Source organism: Streptomyces sp. B8-7 (assembly GCF_058833805.1).
The window spans coordinates 848,204-869,262 of sequence record NZ_JBYRRL010000002.1 but is presented as its reverse complement, the minus strand read 5'-3'; the positions used below and the strand labels follow the sequence as shown (position 1 = coordinate 869,262).

13 protein-coding genes are annotated in these 21,059 nt (G+C 75.0%); 1 reads left to right on the top strand and 12 read right to left on the bottom strand.

Annotated elements, in window-relative coordinates; translation table 11 throughout:
• The first annotated feature begins 60 nt into the window (after positions 1 to 60).
• Positions 61 to 903, top strand: coding sequence for a thioesterase II family protein (locus AC5K6T_RS12390; protein WP_493208425.1), 843 nt, complete (start codon positions 61 to 63; stop codon positions 901 to 903).
• Positions 904 to 950: 47 nt separating this feature from the next.
• Here the strand turns inward: AC5K6T_RS12390 and AC5K6T_RS12385 are convergent, their stop codons facing one another.
• The 12 genes from AC5K6T_RS12385 to AC5K6T_RS12330 form a co-directional block, all read right to left on the bottom strand.
• A complete protein-coding gene (locus tag AC5K6T_RS12385; RefSeq protein WP_493208423.1) occupies positions 951 to 4,166 on the bottom strand; it encodes an amino acid adenylation domain-containing protein in 3,216 nt (1,071 codons plus the stop codon).
• Positions 4,163 to 5,206: an alcohol dehydrogenase family protein gene (locus AC5K6T_RS12380; protein WP_493208421.1), complete on the bottom strand. Its 1,044-nt coding sequence runs from the start codon at positions 5,204 to 5,206 to the stop codon at positions 4,163 to 4,165. Before AC5K6T_RS12380 ends, AC5K6T_RS12385 begins: the two co-directional genes overlap by 4 nt.
• Complete coding sequence (locus AC5K6T_RS12375; RefSeq protein WP_493208419.1) at positions 5,203 to 6,084, bottom strand: amidohydrolase family protein; 882 nt, start codon at positions 6,082 to 6,084, stop codon at positions 5,203 to 5,205. Before AC5K6T_RS12375 ends, AC5K6T_RS12380 begins: the two co-directional genes overlap by 4 nt.
• Entirely contained in the window at positions 6,081 to 7,967 is a 1,887-nt protein-coding gene (locus AC5K6T_RS12370) for a hypothetical protein (RefSeq protein ID WP_493208417.1), read from the bottom strand. Before AC5K6T_RS12370 ends, AC5K6T_RS12375 begins: the two co-directional genes overlap by 4 nt.
• Complete coding sequence (locus AC5K6T_RS12365; RefSeq protein WP_493208415.1) at positions 7,964 to 9,124, bottom strand: DegT/DnrJ/EryC1/StrS family aminotransferase; 1,161 nt, start codon at positions 9,122 to 9,124, stop codon at positions 7,964 to 7,966. Before AC5K6T_RS12365 ends, AC5K6T_RS12370 begins: the two co-directional genes overlap by 4 nt.
• A gap of 176 nt (positions 9,125 to 9,300) precedes the next feature.
• Positions 9,301 to 10,380 (bottom strand): glycosyltransferase family 4 protein, encoded by a 1,080-nt coding sequence (locus AC5K6T_RS12360; protein WP_493208413.1) that lies wholly within the window; start codon positions 10,378 to 10,380, stop codon positions 9,301 to 9,303.
• A complete protein-coding gene (locus tag AC5K6T_RS12355; RefSeq protein WP_493208411.1) occupies positions 10,377 to 11,348 on the bottom strand; it encodes an NAD-dependent epimerase/dehydratase family protein in 972 nt (323 codons plus the stop codon). The genes AC5K6T_RS12360 and AC5K6T_RS12355 overlap by 4 nt, the downstream gene beginning before the upstream one ends.
• A complete protein-coding gene (locus AC5K6T_RS12350) occupies positions 11,341 to 12,630 on the bottom strand; it encodes a nucleotide sugar dehydrogenase (protein ID WP_493208409.1) in 1,290 nt (429 codons plus the stop codon). Before AC5K6T_RS12350 ends, AC5K6T_RS12355 begins: the two co-directional genes overlap by 8 nt.
• 43 nt (positions 12,631 to 12,673) lie before the next feature.
• Positions 12,674 to 13,834, bottom strand: a complete 1,161-nt coding sequence (locus tag AC5K6T_RS12345; protein ID WP_493208407.1) for a hypothetical protein — start codon at positions 13,832 to 13,834, stop codon at positions 12,674 to 12,676.
• A gap of 135 nt (positions 13,835 to 13,969) precedes the next feature.
• Positions 13,970 to 15,595: an amino acid adenylation domain-containing protein gene (locus AC5K6T_RS12340; RefSeq protein ID WP_493208405.1), complete on the bottom strand. Its 1,626-nt coding sequence runs from the start codon at positions 15,593 to 15,595 to the stop codon at positions 13,970 to 13,972.
• Positions 15,576 to 18,392: an excinuclease ABC subunit UvrA gene (gene uvrA / locus AC5K6T_RS12335; RefSeq protein ID WP_493208403.1), complete on the bottom strand. Its 2,817-nt coding sequence runs from the start codon at positions 18,390 to 18,392 to the stop codon at positions 15,576 to 15,578. Before uvrA ends, AC5K6T_RS12340 begins: the two co-directional genes overlap by 20 nt.
• A 20-nt stretch (positions 18,393 to 18,412) precedes the next feature.
• The gene (locus AC5K6T_RS12330; protein ID WP_493208401.1) at positions 18,413 to 21,058 is read right to left on the bottom strand and encodes a condensation domain-containing protein; all 2,646 of its coding nucleotides are present in this window, start codon (positions 21,056 to 21,058) and stop codon (positions 18,413 to 18,415) included.
• Position 21,059: the final 1 nt, after the last annotated feature.

The following is a 21,059-nucleotide window of genomic DNA, read 5'->3' as shown; positions in this document are numbered from 1 at the left end:
GGGTCGAAAGTCAGCGGCGGGGCGGGAAGAGCCCGTTGGTAGGGTGACGCCGTTGATCAAGTGGCCGGTCGCCCCGCCGCCCGCCGGGGGCTGCGGGGCGCGGGCGGGAACGGGGTGGTCGGGGTGGCGGCGCGGCGTCCGAGGGTGGACCACGGCGATCCCTGGTTCCGGAGGTACCCGGTCGACGGCGCCCGGGTGCGGCTGGTGTGCTTCCCGCACGCGGGCGGCGCCGCGACCGCATACCTGGGCTGGCCGCACCTGCTGCCGGACGGTGTCGAGATGCTGGCCGTGCAGTACCCCGGACGGCAGAACCGGATCGTCGAGCCCTGCTTCGAGTCCCTCCCGGAGCTCGCCGCCGCGGTCACGGTGGCCCTGAAGGCCCATGCCGGCCTCCCCCTGGTGCTGTTCGGGCACAGCATGGGTTCGGCGGTGGCCTACGAGGTGGCCCGCGCCCTGAGGCAGGACGGGCAGGAGGTGCCGCGGCTGCTGGTGTCCGGGCGCGGTGCCCCGCACGTCGGCTACGGCGACCGGCGGCGTCCCGGCCTGGACGACGAGTCGCTGATCGCCGTGGTGCGGGCGCTGTCCGGCACCGACGCCGACGCCTACCGGCACCCGGAGATGCGGGAGCTGCTGATGCCGTCGCTGCGCGCCGACTACACCATGCTGGACCGCTACCGGCCGGCGGCGCCCGCGCAGCGGCTGGACGTGCCGGTCACCGTGTTCGGCGGCGAGGACGACCCGGCCTGCCCGGTGGCCGAGCTGGCCAGCTGGGAGGAGGTCACCGGCGCCGGGTCCGAGGTGCTGACCTACCCCGGCGGCCACTTCTACCTGCGCGAGCACGAGCGGGCCCTGATGGCCGAGGTGGCCCGCCGGCTGCCCCTGCGGGGCGGTCCCGCGGCCTGAACCCGTGCCGGAGCGGCCGTCCGCCGCGGGACGTGTCCGGGTCCCGGTCATCCGGCACCCACCCGGTGGCCGGGATCGTCGGCGGCCCGCTGCAGCAGGGCGAGGTAGCCCTCGGCGAGCTCCCGGGCGGCCTCCGTGCCGATGCGGTCGAGGTCGTGCTCCAGCCGGCCGGTGAGGCCGCCCGCGCCGTCCTCGTCCAGCGCGAGGGTGAGGTCGAACTTCGCGGTGCCGGTGTCGCAGGGCACCACCGCGCACTCCAGGCCCGGCAGTGCGGGACCCCGGGACGGGGTGCTGCCGTAGGAGAACATCAGCTGGAAGAACAGGCCGTGCCCGCGGCCGCGGGCGGGCCTGAGCTCCTCCACCACCCGCTCGAACGGCACGTCCTGGTGGGCGAGCGCCTCCCGCACGGTGCGGCGCACCGAGGACAGCAGCTCGCGGAACGACCGCCGGGGCTCCAGCTCGGTGCGCAGGCACAGGGTGTTGACGAACATGCCCATCACCCCGTCCAGTTCGGGCCGGTCACGGCCCGAGGTGAGGGTGCCCACGACCAGGTCGCGGGCGCCCGTGGCCCGGTGCACCTGCTCCTGGAAGGCGCTCAGCAGCACCGTGAACAGCGTGGCCCGCTCGGCCCCGGCGAGTTCCCGAAGCCGGGCGGTGAGCGGGGCGGGCACGGAGAAGGCGTGCACGGCGCCCCGGCCGGCGCTCCCGCCGCGACCGGGGCCGGCGGGGGCCGGACCGTCCGGGGCGGCGGGCAGCCGGGTGGTCTCCGGTGCCCCCGCGAGCTGCTTGCGCCAGTACGCCAGCTGCTCGTCGTACCCCTGCTCGGCCGCCTGCCGGTGCTGCTCGCGGGCCCAGTCGGCGTAGGCGGCGGCGGGGGCGGGCAGCGCGGCGTCGGTGCCGGCCGCGGCGGCGGCGTACAGCGGGCCGAGCTCGTCGAAGAGGACCTCCATCGAGCCGCCGTCGAAGACGATGTGGTGCAGGACCAGCACCAGCAGGTGGTCCTCGGGGCCGCGGCGGACCAGCCAGGCCCGCAGCAGCCGGTCCCGGGTCAGGTCGAAGGGCTCGCGCACCAGCCGCGCCACCACCGCGTCGGCCGCGTCCCGGCCCTGCCCGGTCAGGTCCAGCAGGGGCAGCTGCGGCCGGTAGGGGTCCCGCAGGACCTGCACCGGCAGGCCGTCCTCGGTCGCGAACACGGTGCGCAGGGCGGCGTGCCGGGCGACCAGGGCGCCCAGCGCCGTGTGCAGGGCGGCACGGTCCAGCGGTCCGGAGAGCCGCAGCACCACCGGTTCGTTGAACCGGGGTGAGCCGGGGGCCAGCTTGTGCAGCAGCCACATCTGCTGCTGGGCGAAGGAGGCAGGGACGGTCCCGGACCGGCCCTCACCGTCGGCCGGCCCGGGGGCGGGGAGCGGCTGCGGCGGGACGGCGTCCGGGGCGGCGCCCCCGAGCTCCGCGGCGAGCGCGGCCACCGTGGGCGCCCGGAACAGGGTGCGCTGGCGGACGTCCCTGCCGAGCCGGGCGCGGCAGGCGGCGGCCAGCCGGACGGCGGTCAGGGAGTCACCGCCGAGCTCGAAGAAGTCGTCGTCCGGCCCGACCGGGGCGGTGCCGAGGACCTCCTCCCAGACGTCGGTCAGCGTCGCCTGAAGCGGGGTCAGCGGGGTGCCCGCGCCCGTGCCGGCCGGGCCGGCGGACAGGTCCAGGGGGAGGGTGCGCAGGGCCTGCCGGTCCACCTTGCCGTTGGCGTTGAGCGGGAGGGCGGGCAGGGCCGCGAACCTGGCGGGGACCAGGGCCGGCGGCAGCACCGCGCGGAGCCGGGCGCGCAGGGCCCGTACCTGCGGCTCCCCCGCCCACACCACGCAGGCGGCCAGCTGGTCGGCGCCGGAGTCGTCGGGCCGGGCCAGTACGGCGCTCTCCAGGACGCCCGGGAACTGGCCGATGGCGTTCTCGACCTCGCCGGGCTCGATGCGGATGCCGCGGATGTTGAGCTGGTAGTCGATGCGCCCGAGGAACTCCAGCGCCCCGCCGGGCAGGCGGCGGGCCAGGTCGCGGGTCCGGTACATCCGGCCGCCGGGCCGGTCGGTGAACGGGTCGGGCAGGAACCGGTCGGCGGTGAGGGCGGGGAGCCCGAGGTAGCCGCGCGAGACCCCGGGGCCGCCCAGGTAGAGCTCACCGGCCTCGCCGTCGGGCACGGGTTCCAGCCGGTCGTCCAGGACGTGGGCGCGGACCCCCGGCAGCGGGGTGCCGATGGGCAGCCGGTCCCAGCCGCGGATCTCCTGCGGGCCGGCCTGGGTCTCGTACAGCAGCTGCGAGACGGTGGCCTCGGTGGCGCCGTACTCCTGGACCAGGCGGACCCCGGTGGCGCACCAGTCGGCGACCCGGTCGACGGCCACGGGTTCGCTGCCGACGACGAGCAGCCGGAGTGAGGGCGGGGCGGCCGGCCCCTGCCCGCCGTCGAGTTCGCGCAGCCACTCGTACCAGTAGGACGGGGTCAGCTGGAGGACGGAGACGCGTTCGCGTTCGACCAGGGCGAGCAGCCGGGCGCTGTCGGCCAGTTCGCCCTCGGGGTCCATGACCAGACAGGCTCCGGCGGCCCAGGTGGACAGGACCTCCTCGGCGGCCACCGAGAAGCCGATGGAGGCGAACTGCAGGACCCGGTCGGCCGGGGTGAGGTCCAGGCGGCCGGCGATGCCCCGGGCCAGCGCGGCGAGCGCCCCCTGGCCGAGCGGGACGCCCTTGGGGCGGCCGGTGGACCCGGAGGTGTAGGCGATCCAGCCCAGGTGCCCGGCGTGCGGCCCGGGCCCGGTGTCCGCGTCGTCGGCGGCGCCGTCCGCGGGCGGCGTCCCGTCCCCGGTGTCCTCCACGAGCAGGACGCGGGCGGTGTGCCCGGGGAGCCGGCCGGCCGGGCCGGTGCCGGTGAGCAGCACCGGGGCCCGGACGTCGCCGAGGACGAAGGCGAGCCGCTCGGCCGGGTAGGCCGGGTCCAGCGGTACGCACGCGCCGCCCGCCTTCAGCACGGCGAACAGGGCGACGGCCAGTTCCACCGAGCGGTGCAGGTGGATGCCGACGGGGACGTCCGGGCCGACGCCGGCCCGGCGCAGCCGGCCCGCCAGCAGCGTGGCCCGCCGGTCGAGTTCCCGGTAGCTGAGCCGGGTGCCGCCGCAGCGGAGGGCGTCGGCGTCGGGGGTGCTGCGGACCCGCTGCGCCAGCAGGGCGGGGAGGGTGTCCGGCGCTGCCGTCAGAACGCCTTGAGACCGGGGGGAGTTCACGGGACGAGTACCACCTTCGTGGCCTGGCCGGCGTCGAACACCCGGAAGCCTTCGGCGGCCTCGGCGAGCGGGAACCGGTGGGAGATGACGAAGGCGGGGTCGATGCGGCCGTTGCGGATCAGCGGCATCAGCCGGTCGCGGGAGCTGATCGGGTCGCCGACGGCGAACCGGAGGGTGAGCTCCTTGCCGAAGGCGAGCCCGGTGGGCATCGGCATGGCCGCGGAGGCGTGCGCGCCCACGGCGCAGACGGTGCCGAGCGGCCGGACGATCTCCAGCGAGCTCAGCAGCGAGGCGTCCGCCCCGACGGCTTCGAGGACCACGTCGGCGCCACGGCCGCCGGTCAGTTCGCGGACCCGCCCGGCGAGGTCGTCGCCGGTCTCCAGGGGCACCGCGCCCTGGGACTCGGCCATGGCGCGCCGGGCGGCGGCCGGGTCGATCGCCAGCACGCGGGCCGCGCCCATGAGCTCGGCCGCCTTGAGGGCCATCAGGCCGACCGGGCCGCAGCCGACCACGGCGACGGTGTCGCCGGGCCGGACCCCGGCGCGTTCGGCGGCGGCGTAGCCGGTGGCGAGGACGTCACCGACGAACAGGGCCTGCTCGTCGGTGACGTCGTCGGGGACGGGGCTGAGCACGGTGTCGGCGAACGGCACCCGGACGTACTCGGCGTGGCCGCCGGCCACCGCCGTGGAGCCGACGACGGTGTCGTAGCCGAACAGGCCGACCTCGGCGCACTGGTAGTGCCAGCCGCGCCGGCAGTACCAGCAGTCGCCGCAGGCGATGACGTCGGAGGCGACCACCCGGTCGCCGGGCCTGAAGCCGCGCACGCCGGGTCCGGTCTCCTCGATGACTCCGGTGAACTCGTGGCCGGTGACGGTGCCCGGGGTGAAGCCGGGTATCTCGCCGCGGTAGGGGTGGAGGTCGGTGCCGCAGATCGCGGAGCGGACCACCCGGACCAGGGCGTCGCCCGGGGCGGCGAGGCCTGGCACGGGGGCGTCCTGGACGCGGACGTCGTAGGGGGCGTGCCATTGCAGGGTCTTCATCGGTTCGTTCCCCCGTGGGTCGCGGCGAGGAGCCCGGCCGCCGCGCCGCCCGTCAGGGACGCGTACTCGGCCGGGGTCAGGGCGGTGCCGTCGGGCCAGAGCGAGTCGTCGGTGGCGAGCTCGCGCATCCGGGACAGCGAGTCGGTCATGGTGCAGAAGGGGTGGTCGGTGCCCCACAGCAGGCGGTCCAGGACACCGAGGGAGCGGGCCCGGGCCAGGGCGGCGGCGACCGTGGTGGCCGGGCGGTACCAGCTGAAGATCGACAGGTCGGCGTGGACCCGCGGGTGCCGGGACATCAGGTCCAGTGCGGTGTCGGTCCAGGGTGTGCCGAGGTGGGCGAGGATCAGCCGCAGGCCGGGGAAGTCGGTGGCGACCCGGTCCAGCAGCCGGGGGGAGAAGTACCGCGGGTCGGCCTTCTTCGCCGGGGTGTAGCCGGTGTGCACCAGGACCGGGACGTCCAGTTCCTGGGCGACCTCGTACACGTCGTTCCAGCGCGGGTCGGCCGGGGACATGCGCAGGTAGCAGGGGGCGGTCTTGAGTCCGGCGAGCCCCAGCTCGGTGACGGCCCGCCGGAGTTCGTCCGCGGCGCCGGGGGTGCCGGCGTCGACCGAGGCGAAGCCGGTGAACCGGTCGGGGTGGCGGGCGCAGATCCCGGCGACGAACTCGTTGGGGACCTTGAAGCCCTCGATCCGCTGGACGTCGAAGGCGAGGAGGAAGGCACGGTCCACCCCGGCCTCGTCCATGCGGTCCAGGAGCCGGCCCTCCGGTGCGGTGAGGGCCTCCGGCGGCATGCCGGTGGTGGCCGTCATCTCCTCGGCGAAGGCGGCGGTGTAGTGCCGGTAGTACTCGCCCGCGTGGACATGGGCGTCGATGATCACGCGTGGGCCTTCCGTCGTTCGGTCCAGGTGGTCAGGTGCACGGCCTTGGGGCCGAGGTCGAGGGGTTCGGCGCGGCCGCCGTGGTGGAGGGTGGTGCGGACCGGGCGGGGGGCGTGGTTGATCACCAGTGCGCAGCGCTCGTCCCCGCGGCCGAGGACGGTGACCTCGACGTCGGGGCTGTCCGCGGTGGGTCCGGCCGGCAGCTCGTCGGTGAGGCCCTCGGCGGCGGCGATGCCGGCGTACAGCCGGTGCCAGGGGGCTTCCTGGAGCCGGTAGGGGGCGTTCAGCTGCCGCTCGAACGGGGCGTTGAGGTGGTACGCGACGCCCTGGCCGTGGCGGTGCCGGGTGAGGGCGGGCGAGCCGTCGGGGAACGTGGCGAGCACCATGGCGGTGGTCGCGGCGAGCACGGGGAGCTGGCCGGGCTCCCGGACGAGCGGGTAGCGGGTGCCCTGCCAGGTGAAGGAGTCGACGTCGGTCGTCCGCAGGGTGAAGTCGGCGGTCCGCACCCCGAACAGCTCCTCCCCGCCGAAGCCGTGCAGCAGGTCGCCGCCGGTGTAGAGCAGGACGCCGCCGGCCGCCACGTACCCGGCCAGGGCCTGCTGGTCGGCCAGGGTGAGGTGGCGGACGGAGGGGCAGACCAGCATGCGGTGGCCGCCGGGGCCGTCCGGGGCGGCCGGGACGCCGGAGGTGAACGCGTACGGCAGGTGGGCGCGTTGCAGCAGCTGGGCGGCGTAGAAGCCGGCCGCCGCGTCGGAACCGCCGCTCGCGAGGTAGCCCGCGTCGCCCTCCTCCCGGTGCTCCGTGAGGTGGATGCCGACGGGGGCCGGCAGCGGGCGGAACCCGGCCAGTTCGCCGGTGGCCCGCCGGGCGAACTCCCGGAAGGCCGCCATGGCCGGTTTGGGTGTGCCGTCGGCGTGCAGCAGGCCCACGAAGCGTTCGTTGGGGCGCAGGGCGTAGGGCTTGCGGGTGGTGGTGAAGTCCTGCCAGCACCAGACGATCACCCCGCAGGCGCCGGCGGCCAGCGCGGCGTGGGCGGCGGCCGTCAGGTAGTCCCGGGCGGTCTCCTCGTCGCAGCCGTAGCTGCCGAGCTCGTCGACCAGCACCGGGCGGTGGGCGAGCCCGCGGCGCACCAGGTACGGCACGAAGGAGCTCGCCTTGGGCGCGGCGACGGACTCCATGTGGAACGGGGTCCACACCGGGAAGCCGTGCAGGCCCACCAGGTCCAGCGGCGCGGCGTGCTCGGGGCGGAAGGAGTGCTCCCCGGTGACCGCCGACGCCTCGTTGGCCTGGAGCACCAGGGCGCCGGGGTGGGCCTCGCGGACCGCCCCGGCCAGCAGGCCCCACCAGCGGCGGACGCCCTCGGGGCCGAGCGACCCGGAGGCGGCCGCGTCGACGTGGATGACCTCGTCGCCGAGGTCGTAGGCGAGGACGTCGCCGGTCTCGCGCAGGTTCCGGGCGACGTGCCGGACGTAGCCGAGCTGGCGCTCGGTCATCTCCGGGTCGTGCCAGAGGTCCCGGCCGGCCCGCCAGGGCGGGTCGAAGCGCTGACCGTTCATCCAGATGGTCAGCAGCGACGGCAGCAGTTGCAGCCGGTGGCGGGCGGCGAGGGAGGCGAAGGTCCGCAGCCGCTCGGTGGCGACCGGGTCGTACACGCCGGGCTCGGGCTCGAAGTCGGCCCAGAAGACGAAGAACCGGACGGTGTTGAAGCCGAGTTCGGCCATCCGGGCGAAGTCGGCGCCGATCCGCTCGGGGTCGAAGTCCCGCCAGTAGTCGCATCCGGTGGACGAGGGGTGGTAGTTGAAGCCCACGCTGAAGTACGGCTCGCCGTCCCGCAGGAACCCGCCGTCCCGGAGGGTGTGGCGGTGGGCCGGGTGCGTGCTCATGCGCCCGCCCCGGCGGCCGACAGGGCGTCGCGCAGGGCGTGGACGACCAGGTCCGTGTCGTCGTCGGACATGTCCACGTGCAGCGGCAGCGACAGCTGGCGTTCCATCACCGCCTCGGTGACGGGGAGGTCGCCCTGCCGGCAGCCGAAGCGTTCCCGGTATGCGGTGAACAGGTGGCTGGGCGGATAGTGCACCCCGCTCTGCACGCCGGCCGCGCGCAGGGCGTCCTGGACCGTGCCGCGGGCCGCGCCCCGGGGCAGCAGGACCGCGAAGAGGTGGTGGGCCGCGCGTTCCACGGGCCGGTCGTGGTAGGGCAGGCCGAGACCGGGGGTGCCGGCGAGCGCGCGGCGGTAGCGGGTGACGATCTCCTGCCGGCGCCGCTGCCGCCCGGGCAGGTCGGCCAGCTGCACCAGGCCGATGGCGCTGCCGAGTTCGGTCGGGCGGTAGTTGAGGCCGAAGGAGTCGACGTCGTAGAGGGAGGGGCCGCCGCGGTGGCGGTCCTGGGCGCTGACGGTGAGCGCGTGCGAGCGCAGCCGGCGGATCCGGTCCCGCAGCTGCGGGTCGCGGGCGACCACCATGCCGCCCTCTCCGGTGGCCAGGTTCTTGGTGGCGAAGAAGCTGTAGCAGCCGATGTCGCCGACGGTGCCCAGCGCGCCGTGCGCGGAGCGGGTCGCGGGGGCGTGCGCGGCGTCCTCGACGAGGGCCACGCCGTGCTCGCGGGCGAGGGCGGCGAGCGCGGGCAGGTCGGCCGCCTCCCCGCCGTAGTGCATGGCGACGACGGCCTTGGTCCGGGGGGTGATGCGGGCGGCGACGTCGCCGGGTGCCACGCACAGGTCGTCCGGGCCGGTGATGTCGGCGAAGACCGGGGTGGCTCCGCAGAGGGTGACCACGGCCGCCGCGGAGACGAAGCTCAGCGACGGGAGCACCACCTCGTCGCCGGGGCCGAGGCCGAGGGCGAGGAAGGCCAGGTGCAGGGCGGCCGTGCCGCTGCTGACCGCGACGGCGTCGTCGGTGCCCGCGAACCGGGCGAAGGCCTCCTCGAACTCCCGGGTCACCGGCCCGTTGGACAGCCAGCCCGAGCGCAGCACGGCCGCCACGGCATCGGCCTCGGCCGGGCCGAGCCGCGGCCGGTAGAGGTTCACCTTCCAGTCGGACATCTTTCCACCATCCCCCCGCGCGCCGGTGGTGCGCGGTGTTCGATCGGGTGCCGCGTGCGTGTGCATCGGGCACGGTGCGCCCGGCGCCGGCGGCGGGAGTGCCGGGCGGCGGGCGCGGGGCGCCCCCGGGGTCCCGCCGGCCGGGCGGGACCGCTGGGGCACGGCCTGAGAGCGGCCTAAGGGGTGCCGGCGGAGCCGGCCGGGTGCGCGGTGAGCCGGGCGTAGACGGCCTCGACCCGGTCGGTCACCGCCTCCCAGCCCAGTTCCCGCTCGGTGCGGGCGCGTCCGGCCGCGCCCATGGCCCGGGCCGCGGCCGGGTCGCCGAGCAGCCGGCCGACGGCCGCCGCGACGGCGTCCGGGCGTGGGTCGCACAGCAGACCGTCCACGCCGTGCCGGACGACCTCCTCGCCGCCCTCGAAGGCGGCCGAGACCACCGGTTTCCCGCTGGCCCACGCCTCGACGAAGACCAGTGGGAAGACGTCCACGGTGGACGGCAGGCAGAACAGGTCGCAGGCGGCGAGGGCGTCCGCCTTCTCGGCCTCGTCGACCAGGCCGAGGTCGAGGATCCGCGGGTCCCGGTGGGCGGCGAACACCTCGGCGCAGTCGTCGTCCCAGTCGGGCCCGGCGAACACGAACCGGGCGCCGGGGTGGTCCGCCCACACGGTGCGGGCGGCCCGCAGCAGCAGTTCGTAGCCCTTGGTGCGCATCTTCCGGCCCAGGAAGAGGACCATCGGCCCGTCGATGCCGTGCCGGGCCCGGAAGGCCGCGCCGTCGGGTGCGGTGCTGCCCAGGTGCGGGCCCTGCCCGATGAGGTGCAGGGCCGACGGGGCGACGCCGGCGCCGGCGAACACCCGGCGTTCCGCCTCGGTGAGCACGAAGACGGCGTCCGCCGCCCGGGCGACGTCCAGGACGGCCTGCCGGTCCTGCCACACGCCGGGGGCGGAGGCCGGGGTGAACGCGAAGGGCACCCGCCACGCCCGGGCGAGCCGGAGCGCGGCCTGCGGGTAGTCCGGCCACACGCAGTCGAGGGCGTGGACCAGGTCGGGCCGGTCCCCGGGCGGGGCGGCGGCCGGCAGCACGCCGACCTCGACCCCCGCCGAGGCCATCCAGCGGGCGGACTCCTCGTCCATGCCGCTGCAGTAGAGCGCGACCCGGTGGCCGCGCCGGCGCAGCGACTCGGCGAGGTACTGGGCCATCACCTCGGCGCCGGCGCGGGCCGGGAAGTAGCCGCGGTGGACCACCCGCACCGACGTCATGCCCGCTGCTCCCGGGCGGCGGCGTACCACGCGTGGGTGCGGCGGACGCCCTCGCTGAGGCCGGTGCGCGGTTCGTAGCCGGTCAGGGAGCGCAGCAGGGAGATGTCCGGGACGCGGCGCTCCGGGGAGAGCGGCGGCGCCGGGTGGACGTCGAGCTCCGGGTGGCGGCCGGCCACGTCGAAGACCACGCGGGCGAGGTCGTCGATGCGGATCTCCTCGCGGTCGTTGCCGACGTTGACCAGGAGGGTCTCCTTGGCCGGCAGCGCGGTCAGCGCGGCGATGGCCTCGACGGCGTCGTCGACGTAGCAGAACGCCCGGAACTGGTCGGCGCCGTGGATCTGGAACGGGTCGGCGCCGTCCAGCAGCCGTTCGATGAACTGCGGGATGACGTGCTCGTAGCCCATGCGGGGCCCGTAGACGTTGTGGAAGCGGACCATGCGCAGCGGGAAGCCGTACGCCTGGGCGTAGTTGCGGCACAGCAGCTCGCCGGCGATCTTGCTGAAGCCGTACGAGGAGCGGGCCACGGCCGGGTCGGAGACGACCAGCTGCACGTCCTCGGGCGTCGGGACCGGCGCCACGCCCGCGGTGACGCTGCCGGAGTAGGCCTCGCTGGAGGAGGCGAAGCAGAGGGTGGCCCCGTCGAGCTCCTTGAACCAGTCCAGGACGTGGATGGTGGACAGCAGGTTGGTGCGCAGCACCCGCTGCGGTTCCTCGTTGGAGTAGACGACGCCGACGACGGCGGCGAGGTGGTAGACCTCGTCGAAGTCGCGCGGCAGGCCGGCGGGCAGCGGCAGGGTCAGGTCGTGGGTCACCACGGTGACCCTGGAGCGGAGTTCGTCGAGCTCGGTGTCGCGGCGGCCGCGGCTGAAGTCGTCGACGACGGTGACGTCGTGCTCGTCGGCCAGCCGGCGGGCCAGGTGCATGCCGATGAATCCGGCGCCGCCCGTGATCAGGATCTTCTTACGCATGGCCGAGCCTCATTACGTTCGACGTGGCGGGAAGGATGCGCCAGGTGTCGTAGACCACCGCCGGCGGCCGCATGGTGGCCGTCAGCGCGTCCAGGTCCTGGTCGCGGTAGGAGAGGTGGTTGTTGAGGACCACGGCGGCGTGGGCGCCCGCGAAGCCCTCGGCCAGGTCCACGGGGCGTACGCCGAGCGCGGCGATGCGCTCGCGCGGTACCGCGAAGTCGTGGCCGACGATCTCGCCGACCCGGCCGCGCAGCAGTTCCAGCAGTCCCTCGTAGGCGGCGCCGCGCAGGTCGTCGGTCTCGGGCTGGCCCTTGTAGGCGAAGCCGGACACCAGCACGCGGGCGCCGGCCGGGTCGCAGCCCTGCTCCCACAGCGCGGCCAGCACGCGCTCGCCGATCCGGCGCGGCAGCGACTCGTTGAGCTGCCGGGCCGCGGCGATCATGCCGGGCGTGTGGTCGTGCGGCTTGAGCGCGTGCATCAGCAGGTACGGGTCCTTGGTGAGGCAGCTGCCGCCGACGAACCCGGGGAGGCTGAGGTCGGGCCGCGGGTAGCCGGAGTTGGCGCTCCGGATCAGCTCCACCGCGTCCAGGCCGAGCTTCTCGGCCATCAGTGCCACCTCGTTGCCGAACCCGTAGATCAGGTCGGTGTGGCAGTTGCAGATCAGCTTGATCATCTCGGCGGCCTCGACCGAGGAGACCGGCACCACGGTGGGCGTCTGCGAGGCGAACAGCTCGGTGGCCCGGCGCACCGATTCGTCGTCGATGCCGCCGACGATCTGCGGCAGGGAGAGCAGCTCGTCCAGCGCCTTGCCCTGGATGGTCCGTTCGGGGCAGAAGGCGACCAGCGGCCGGGCGACTCTGCGGCGCAGCAGGGGGAGGACCAGGTTGCGGGTGGTGCCGACCGGCACCGTGCTGCGGACGATCACCAGGGTCTGCTCGTCGATCCCCTCGGCGATGGTCTCCACCGCCGCCTGGAGGTGCCGCAGGTCGGGGTCGGTGCCGCCGGCCTCGATCGGGGTGCCGACGCAGATGATGACCACCGGCGGGAGCGGGCCGGCCCCGAGCTCGGAGGTGACCCGCAGCCGGCTTCCGACGGACGCGCGGACGACCTCCTCGACGCCGGGCTCGGCGAGTTGGAGCACGCCGGCGTCGAGGTCCTCGGCGACGGCCTTGTTGTGCTCGTACCCCAGGACGCTCTTGCCGGTCTTCAGCAGGGCCGCGGTGAGCGTGACGCCGACGTACCCCAGTCCCACGACGCAGACGTCGTGGTCCGCATTGGACATGCTTGACTCCATCATTTCCCCCTCGACTTCGACACGGGTCACATCAGGCGGCCGACGAGTCGCCGGCGGCGGCCCCGACGACCCAGAAGGTCTTCTCCGGCTTTCCGCCCAGCTGGCGCTTCTGGTCGTCGAGGCCCTTGACCTCGGAACCGCCGGCGTCCACCTCGCGGATTCCCTGCTCCCACATGAGCCGGAACACGTTGAGCCAGACGTACTGGGGAATCGCGGTGAATCCGGTGCTGTCCTTGAAGAGTCCGGTCAGCCGGTCCCGGAACCGCATGGTCATCGTGCAGTACAGGGCGGCCCGGCGCTCCCCGATCCGCTCTCCGGCGAAGAACATCGCGGGGAACTTCTCGCCGTCCCCGGTGACGATGTTCCCGAGGTAGGAGAAATAGTCGCGCTCGTTGTCGCCGCCCGGCTTCTCGCGGACGATGGCAAAATAGTCCTCGGGGGTGGAGCCGACCACGGTGCCCTGTTCGCGGCGGGCCTGGAAGTAGCTCTCGACCACGCTGCGGGCGCTCTCCTTCTCGGGCCCGGAGTAGTGGTACGGCTCGATCTCGAAGGAGAGGTGGGGATTGCGCTCCAGGAAGTTCTGGAACCGCCGGTAGGCCAGCTTGTTCTTGTTCTTGTACTTCCGCCGCTCCTCGCCGGCCAGCTTGGCCACCTGCAGGGTGCCGTCCGCGTCCTGCTCGAACAGCTCCTCCAGGTAGTAGACGCGGTTGGGGTAGGTCTCGTCCTCCTCCGGGGCGCCCAGGTGCCACGGGTCGGTCTCGATCCCCGTGAACCCGGCCGCCAGGAAGGCGTCACGGTCCTCCGCGGACAGGTGCCGGATGTACACCGACTCCTTGGCCAGGCCCGCCGCGCGGACCGCGGCGATGAACTCCCGCACCGCCTCGATCCGGGTCGGACCCTTCGGGGCGACGATGTGGAGGTGCTTGGCGACGTGCCCCTCCTTGCTGAAGTACCCCACCCCGAAGATGTTGGTCCCGTCGTGGTAGACGAGCCCGTTGGGGTACTTGCTGCTGGCGCCCCGCAGATTGTATCCGTTCGCATAGAGCATGAGGCCGATGTGCCCCATGGCGAACGATCCGTCCTTGAATTTCTGAATGACGTCGAAGGATTCCTCGACCGGGGTGATCCGCGGTCCGAATATGCTTCTGAGCCGGTCCTCGAACTGGTCTCGTTCGATCGCGAGAAGGCGCACCGGTATTCAACCTCCAACAGGCCCCTGGAGCAATTACCTTGAGCCGTGGTCCGTATGCCGCGAGCATATCGTGTTCCGCTCGATCGACAAAGATAAGAAATGGATTCCCGCGGTCCGCGGGAATTTTCGCCGCGGTCACCGGCCGGGCAGCACCTCGGCCCGGGAGCGGCGCAGGGCCGGCGCGGGCAGTGCCTTGCGGTCGAGCTTGCCGATGGGCGTGAGCGGCAGGGCGTCCAGCTGGACGAACTGGCTCGGCACCATGTGCTCCGGCAGGCTGCGCCTGAGGTGGTCCCGCAGCTGCTCCCCGGTCGGTGCCGAGGGGCCGGCCGGAGCCGTGTACGCCACCAGGCGGGGACCGCCGGGAAGATCGTCACGGAGTACCACCGCAGCGTGTACGACACCCGGGCAGGATGTCAACGCCTCTTCCACCTCGCCGAGTTCGACCCGGAACCCGCGCACCTTGACCTGCGCGTCCAGCCGCCCGAAGTAGTCCAGCAGACCGGACCCCGGACGCCGGCACACACGGTCCCCGGTGCGGTACATCCGGGCGCCCGGCTCGCCGGAGAACGGGTCCGGCAGGAACCGCTCGGCGGTCAGCCCGGGGCGCCCCTGGTAGCCGCGGGCGACCTGGGCCCCGCCGACGAACAGTTCGCCCGGGGTGCCGTCCGGCACCTCGCGCAGCTCCTCGTCCAGCACGTACGCCCGGACCGCCGGCAACGGCGTCCCGATGGAGACGAGTTCGTCGTCCCAGTCGAGCAGGCCGGCGGCCGCCGAGACGGTGGTCTCGGTCGGCCCGTAGATGTTGAACACCCGGGTCACCCCGCGCGCCCGCAGCTCGGCCAGCAGCGCCTTGGGCATCGCCTCGCCGCCGGTGAGCACGGCCCTGGTCCGTGGCGGAGGTCCGCCCAGGGCCACCATCTGCGCGAGCGCCGAGGGGACCGCGCAGACGGCGTCCCCGGTGACCCAGCCGTCCGGCTCGACCAGCGAGAACACGTCCTGGGCGAGCATCACGTGACCGCCCGCGCAGAGCGGGGCGAAGACGTCGCACACCGAGAAGTCGAACGAGGTGGGACAGGTGGCCACCATGGTGGCGGCGGCGACCGGTCCCAGCAGGGCCACCGCCGCGGCGACGAACTCGCTCATCGCCGCCCGGGGCACCAGCACCCCCTTGGGCCGGCCGGTGGACCCCGAGGTGTAGATCACGTAGGCGAGCTGTCCGCCGGACACCGGCGCGGCCGGCTCCCCCGGCCGGCCCTGCGGGCCGTCCGGCCCCGCCACCAGTTCCTCCAGGACCAGTTCCGGACCGTCGTAGTCCAGGGTGCCGGCGTGCCGCCGCTCGGCCAGCACGGCCGCCGCGCCGGAGTCGCCGAGCATGTAGCCGATGCGCTCGCGCGGATAGGCCGGGTCCAGCGGGACGTAGGCGGCGCCCGCCTTCAGGACGCCCAGCAGGGCGGCGAGCATCTCGGGCGTGCGTCCGGCGAGCACGGCGACCCGGCTCTCCGCGCCGACGCCCAGCGCCCGCAGGTGCCCGGCGATGCGGTCGGCGGCCGCCCCCAGTTCCCCGTACGTCCAGCTGCGGCCCTCGCCGGTGACCGCGGGCCGTCCCGGCTCGCGGTCCACCCATCGCCCGAAGGCGGTGACGACGTCGACGACCGGTTCAGCGACCGGTTCGACGACCGGTTCGGCGACCGGTTCGGCGACCGGTTCGGCGACCGGTTCGGCGACCGGTTCGGCGACCGGTTCAGCGCTCGGTCCCGGCACGGTGTCCTCCTCTGCTCGGCATGACATGAAGCTGGCGGTCCAGATGGGGCGCCAGTGCGCTCTTGGCGTGGGCGGCGACCTCCTCCGGCGGGCCGGCGGCGACCAGTTCGCCGCCGTCCTCGCCGCCGCCCGGGCCCAGGTCGACGATCCAGTCGCAGGCCGCGGCGAACTCGACGCTGTGCTCGATCACCACGGCGGTGTTGCCCAGGTCCACCAGGTCGTGGACGACGCCCAGCAGCACCTCCACGTCCGAGAAGTGCAGTCCGGTGGTGGGCTCGTCGATCAGGTACAGCGTCCGGCCGTCGTCCCGGCGCATCAGCTCCCGGGAGAGCTTCAGCCGCTGGGCCTCGCCGCCGCTGAGGGTGGTGGTGTCCTGGCCGAGCCGGAGGTAGCCGAGGCCCACCTGGCACAGCATCCGCAGCGGGTGGGCGATCGCGGGGACGTCCGCGAACACCTCCAGCGCCTCGGCGACCTCCAGGTCCAGCGTCTCGGCGATGTCCCGTCCCCGGCAGGTGACCTCCAGGACCCGCGGGTGGTAGCGGCGTCCGTCGCAGGAGGGGCAGCGCACCGAGAAGTCGGCGAGGAAGAGCATCTCGATGCGGACGGTGCCCTTGCCCGCGCACCGGTCGCAGCGGCCGCCCTTGTCGGTGTTGAAGCTGAACACGGCGGTGGACCAGCGGCGCCGCACGGCCTCCTCGGTCTTCGCGAAGAGCTTGCGGATCTCGTCGAAGACGCCCGTGTAGGTGGCCGGCGTGGACCGGGAGGAGGCTCCGATGGACTCCTGGGTGACCGTGACCACCCGGCTGAAGCACTCCCAGCCGGTCAGCTCGGCGAACGGCCCGGTGGGGGCGTGCCGGCGGCTCAGCGCCCGCTCCAGGGCGGGCTGCAGGGTACGGGTGATCAGGGAGCTCTTGCCGCTGCCGCTCACCCCGGTCACGCAGGTCAGCAGGCCGACCGGCAGGGCCGCGTCCACCCCGCGCAGGTTGTGCAGGTGGGCCCCCCGGACGGTCAGCCAGGCGTCGCCGGGGCGCCGCCGGGCCGTGCGGGGAGAGCGCACGACCCGCTCCCCGCGCAGGTAGGCGGCGGTCCGGGAGCGGGGGTGGGCGACCACCTCGGCGGTGGGCCCGGCCGCGATCACCGTGCCGCCCCGGGTGCCCGCGCCCGGTCCCAGGTCGACCAGGTGGTCGGCGGTCTCCATGGTCTCCCGGTCGTGCTCGACGACCAGCACGGTGTTGCCCGCGTCGGCCAGTTGCCGCAGCAGGGCGATCAGCCGCGCGTTGTCCCGGGCGTGCAGTCCGATGGACGGCTCGTCCAGCACGTAGGTGACGCCGACGAGTCCGCAGCCGAGCTGCCGGGCCAGCCGGAGCCGCTGGCCCTCGCCCGCGGACAGGGTGGGCGCGGAGCGGTCGAGCGAGAGATAGCCCAGACCCACGTCGAGCATGAAGGTCAGCCGGGTGCCGATCTGGGCCAGCAGCTCCTGGGCCGGCTCGGCGAGGAAGGTCGGGGCGAGTTCGGCGCGGACCGCGTCCAGCCAGTCGCCCAGCCGCGCCACCGGCAGCGCGTTCACCTCGGCGATGTTCAGGCCCGCGAGGCGCACGGCGAGCGCCTCGGGGTGGTGGCGGGTGCCGCCGCAGCCGGTGCAGCCGCGGGCCGCCATGAACACCTGGTAGAAGGACTTGCGTTCGGGCGAGTCGGCCTCCCGGAACAGCCTCTCCAGGTGCTGGGCCAGGCCGTCGAAGGGCTTGGCCGCCAGCTCGCGGGCGAGCGGCTCCGGCAGGGCGTGCCCGGTGGCGCCGGTGAGGACCAGCTCCCGCACGCCCTCGGGGAGCAGGCGCCAGGGCGTGTCCAGGCCGGCACCGGCGAGTTCCAGCACGGCGGGCAGCTCGCGCAGCGGCCACCAGGTCTTCTTGCTGCGGGTGCGGTCCCCGAAGAAGGTCAGCGCACCGGAGCGCACCGAGGCCTCGGGGTCGCCGACCAGCAGGGCCGGGTCCACGCGGTAGGTGAAGCCCAGCCCCTGGCAGTCCTCGCACATCCCGGCCGGGGAGTTCGGGGTGAACCAGTGGGAGGAGGTGGCCCGGGCTTGCGTCCCGCAGCCGGGGCAGGTCCAGCCGGCCGTCAGATGGCGGACCGGGCTGCCGTCCCGGAGGGCGACCAGCGGGCTCCCGTCGCGGTGGGCCGCCTCGACGGCCTGCCGGGCGCGGGCCAGCTCCTCGTCGTCCGGGCGGGCCGCCAGCAGCAGGACGCGTTCGGCCGCCGGTCCGCCGGGCCCGTCCGCGGCGGGCCGCACCAGTTCCAGCGGGCCGGTCGCGGCGGCCGCCGCCAGGGCCCGCAGGTGCTCGCCGACGTCGCGCGGGTGGACGTCCTGCCCGCAGCCGCGGCACTCGTGCCGGCCGGCCCGGGCGTACAGCAGCCGCAGCCGGTCCGAGATCTCGGTGATGGTGCCCACGTTGGACCGCGGGTTGCGGCTGATGGTGCGCTGTTCGATGGCCACGGTGGGGCTCAGGCCGCTGATCCACTCCACCGCGGGCCGGGGAACCTTGGGCAGCTTGCGGCGCACGTACGCGGACAGGCTGTCCAGGTACTGCCGGTGGCCCTCGGCGTAGATCGTGTCGAAGGCCAGCGAGGACTTGCCGCTGCCCGAGACGCCGGTGAACACCGTCACCCCGTGCCGCGGCACGGCCAGCTCCTCGATCCGCAGGTTGTGCTCCCGTACGCCGCGGAGCACGATCCAGTCGCGCGGATCGTGTGCGGCGGGGCGGGTGCCGCCGCCGTGGTCGGCCTTGCTCAATACACTCACCAGTTCTTCCTGGACGTCGTTCAGTGGTGCGGGTGCGTCCCGTCGGCCGGCGGGTCCATCACCAGCCGGGCGGGGCGCAGGTATCCGGGGAGCAGGGTGCGCAGGCGCCGGGTCAGCGCCGTCGCGTCCACGGCGGCCGTGCCGCCGTCGTCCGCGGGGCGGGGGGTGATCCGGGCGGTCGGCGCGCCGTCCGCGTCGAAACCGACGCGGGCGTCGGCCACTTCCGGCAGGGAGGTCAGGGCCCAGCGGATCTCGGCGGGGCGGACGGTGTACCCGGCCGCGTCGACCCGCTGGCCGGCCCGGTCGCCGAGGAGTTCCAGGCCGCCGTCCGCCGCCTCGCGGGCGAGCAGTCCGGTGGCGCACACGCCGCCGGGGACCGCCGGTCCCGCGGCGTGCAGCTCGCCGACGGCGCCCGGCAGCACCCGGCGCCCGTCGGCGTCGGCGGGCCACAGGGCGGGCCCGGCCGGGCCGGCGGCGCCCGCCGGGTCCTGCGGGCCGGTGTCCAGCGCCGGGCCGCGGCCGCGGTCGGCACCGGCCGGGACCGGCCACAGGGGGAGGCCGGCCGGGCCGACCGCGCGCAGCACCGCCGGGGACCCGGGGGCGGTCAGGGCCGCCGGGAGCCTGCCGTGCTCACCGGTCACGACGAGGGTGCGCAGGCGGGCCGCGTCCGCCGGGGCGATCCGGTGCAGCGCGTCGGCCGGCAGGACCGCCACGTCCGCCCCGCCGGCCGGCCAGGTGCCCGCCGGGCCGTCGTGGAGGACCGCGGTCGCCCCGGCGGACAGCGGAACCAGCAGCTGGAGCAGGGCGGTCACGGTGCCGGGCGGGGCGGCGGCCAGGCAGCGGACGCCCGGACCGGCCTGGCAGCGGCCGGCCCAGAGCGGGGCCAGCGCGGCCAGTACGGCCGGCTCCAGCACCGGCCCGGTCCCGGTGCCGACGCCCCGGCCGTCGCGGAGCGCGGCGAGCACGCGCACGGCGGAGCCGGTGGTGGGCGCGACGGCGTCGAGCGGCAGCGGGCCGCGGGCCGGGGACTGCCGGGGCACCTCGTCGACGAGCTGCCACAGCTCCCGGTAGGTGACCGGCCCGCCGGGGGTCTCCAGGGCGGTGTCCGCGGGGCGCAGCCCGGCCGTGCGGCGCACCGCCGCGGCCACGTCCCGGTCGGCGTCCCCGGCGGCGTCCTCGGCGGCGTCCTCGGCGGCGGCCCCGGCCCCGGCCGCCGTCCCGGCCGGGGGTGCGGGCGGCACCGGGGCGGGGACGGCCAGGTCGGCGGTCGCGGCCCCGGGCTGCTCCAGGGCGGCGGTGAGGAGCTCCTCGTACCGGTCCACCAGGCGGGCGGCACCGGCCTCGGTGAACAGGTCCTCGGCGAGCACGAACTGCACGGTGAGCGTGTCCGGCCGCTCCACCAGACGGACCTCGACGTCGAAGGGGCTGGACGACGGGGGGTCGCCGATCCGGGTGAAGCCCACGCGCAGCTCCCCGAGGTCGGCGCCGGCGACGGCGTTCATCGCATGCACGCTCAGGAACATCGCCTGGGTGACCGGGTTGTGGCTCTCCTCGCGCCGCGGCCGCAGCCGGCCCGTGACGCGGTGCGCGGGCATGTCGGCGTGCTCCTGCGCCTCCAGCACGGCGGCGCGGGTGGCGGCCAGCAGGTCCCGGAAGGTGGTCCCCGGGGGGTTCGGGGCGGCCACCACCGCGATCATGTTGCCGAAGTCCCCGATCACGTGCTCCACCTCCGGACGGGTCCGGTAGGCGGTGAGCGTGCTGGTGGCGAACGCGGGCTGTCCGGTGGCCCGGGCGAGCAGCAGGTGGAACACGGCCGTCAGGGCCATGTACGTGGTCACCCCCGACTCCTGGCACAGGGCGCGCAGCCGCCCGGTGACCGCGGTGTCGAGGCGGAGTTCGAGGACCCGGCCCCGGAAGGAGCGGACGGCGGGGCGGGGCAGGTCGGCCGGCAGGTCCAGCAGGGCCGGCAGACCGCTCAGCCGCGACTCCCAGTAGCCGAACTCGGCCTCCATCCTGGCCTCGTCCATCCACCGCCGCTGCCACAGCGAGAAGTCGGAGTACTGCACCGGCAGCGGGGCGAGCGGGGAGGGCCGGCCGGCCCGGAAGGCCGCGTAGAGCTCGCCCACCTCGTGCACCAGGACGCGGATCGACCAGTCGTCGAAGGCTATCTGGTGGGTCGTCAGGGCCAGCACGGCGCTGTCCTGACCGGTCCGCAGCAGCAGGGCCCGCAGCAGCCGGCCCTCGGCGAGGACGAACGGCTGCGCCTGCTCCTGCCGCACCAGTGCGGCGAGTTCCTCCTCCTGCCGGTCCGCCGGCACCGACCGCAGGTCGTGCTCGGTGACCAGCGGGCCGGCCGGGGGTTCCTCGGCGGCCTGGACGGCGGTGCGGCCGAGGACGTGGAAGCCGGTCCGCAGGATCTCGTGCCGGGTGACGATCTCGCGGAGCACCCGGTCCAGCAGGGCGACGTCGAGGGGGCCGTCGAGCCTGAGCGTGGCGGAGACGTTGTACATCGGCGAGGCGGGCTGCAGCCGGCTGTTCCACCACACCCACTCCTGGGTGTAGGAGAGCGGGAAGAGGTTCATGACGCTCCCCTCCTGCTCCACCAGGCGGCCCAGCCGGTTGCGGTCCGCGGGGGCGAGGGCGGCGAGCTTCTCGGTCCAGCGCATC

Coding starts and splice junctions, on each gene's coding strand:
- AC5K6T_RS12380 (WP_493208421.1), bottom strand. CDS start 5,206: ATGAAGACCCTGCAATGGCACGCCCCCTACGACGTCCGCGTCCAGGAC.
- AC5K6T_RS12370 (WP_493208417.1), bottom strand. CDS start 7,967: ATGAGCACGCACCCGGCCCACCGCCACACCCTCCGGGACGGCGGGTTC.
- AC5K6T_RS12365 (WP_493208415.1), bottom strand. CDS start 9,124: ATGTCCGACTGGAAGGTGAACCTCTACCGGCCGCGGCTCGGCCCGGCC.
- AC5K6T_RS12360 (WP_493208413.1), bottom strand. CDS start 10,380: ATGACGTCGGTGCGGGTGGTCCACCGCGGCTACTTCCCGGCCCGCGCC.
- AC5K6T_RS12355 (WP_493208411.1), bottom strand. CDS start 11,348: ATGCGTAAGAAGATCCTGATCACGGGCGGCGCCGGATTCATCGGCATG.
- AC5K6T_RS12350 (WP_493208409.1), bottom strand. CDS start 12,630: ATGTCCAATGCGGACCACGACGTCTGCGTCGTGGGACTGGGGTACGTC.
- AC5K6T_RS12330 (WP_493208401.1), bottom strand. CDS start 21,058: ATGCGCTGGACCGAGAAGCTCGCCGCCCTCGCCCCCGCGGACCGCAAC.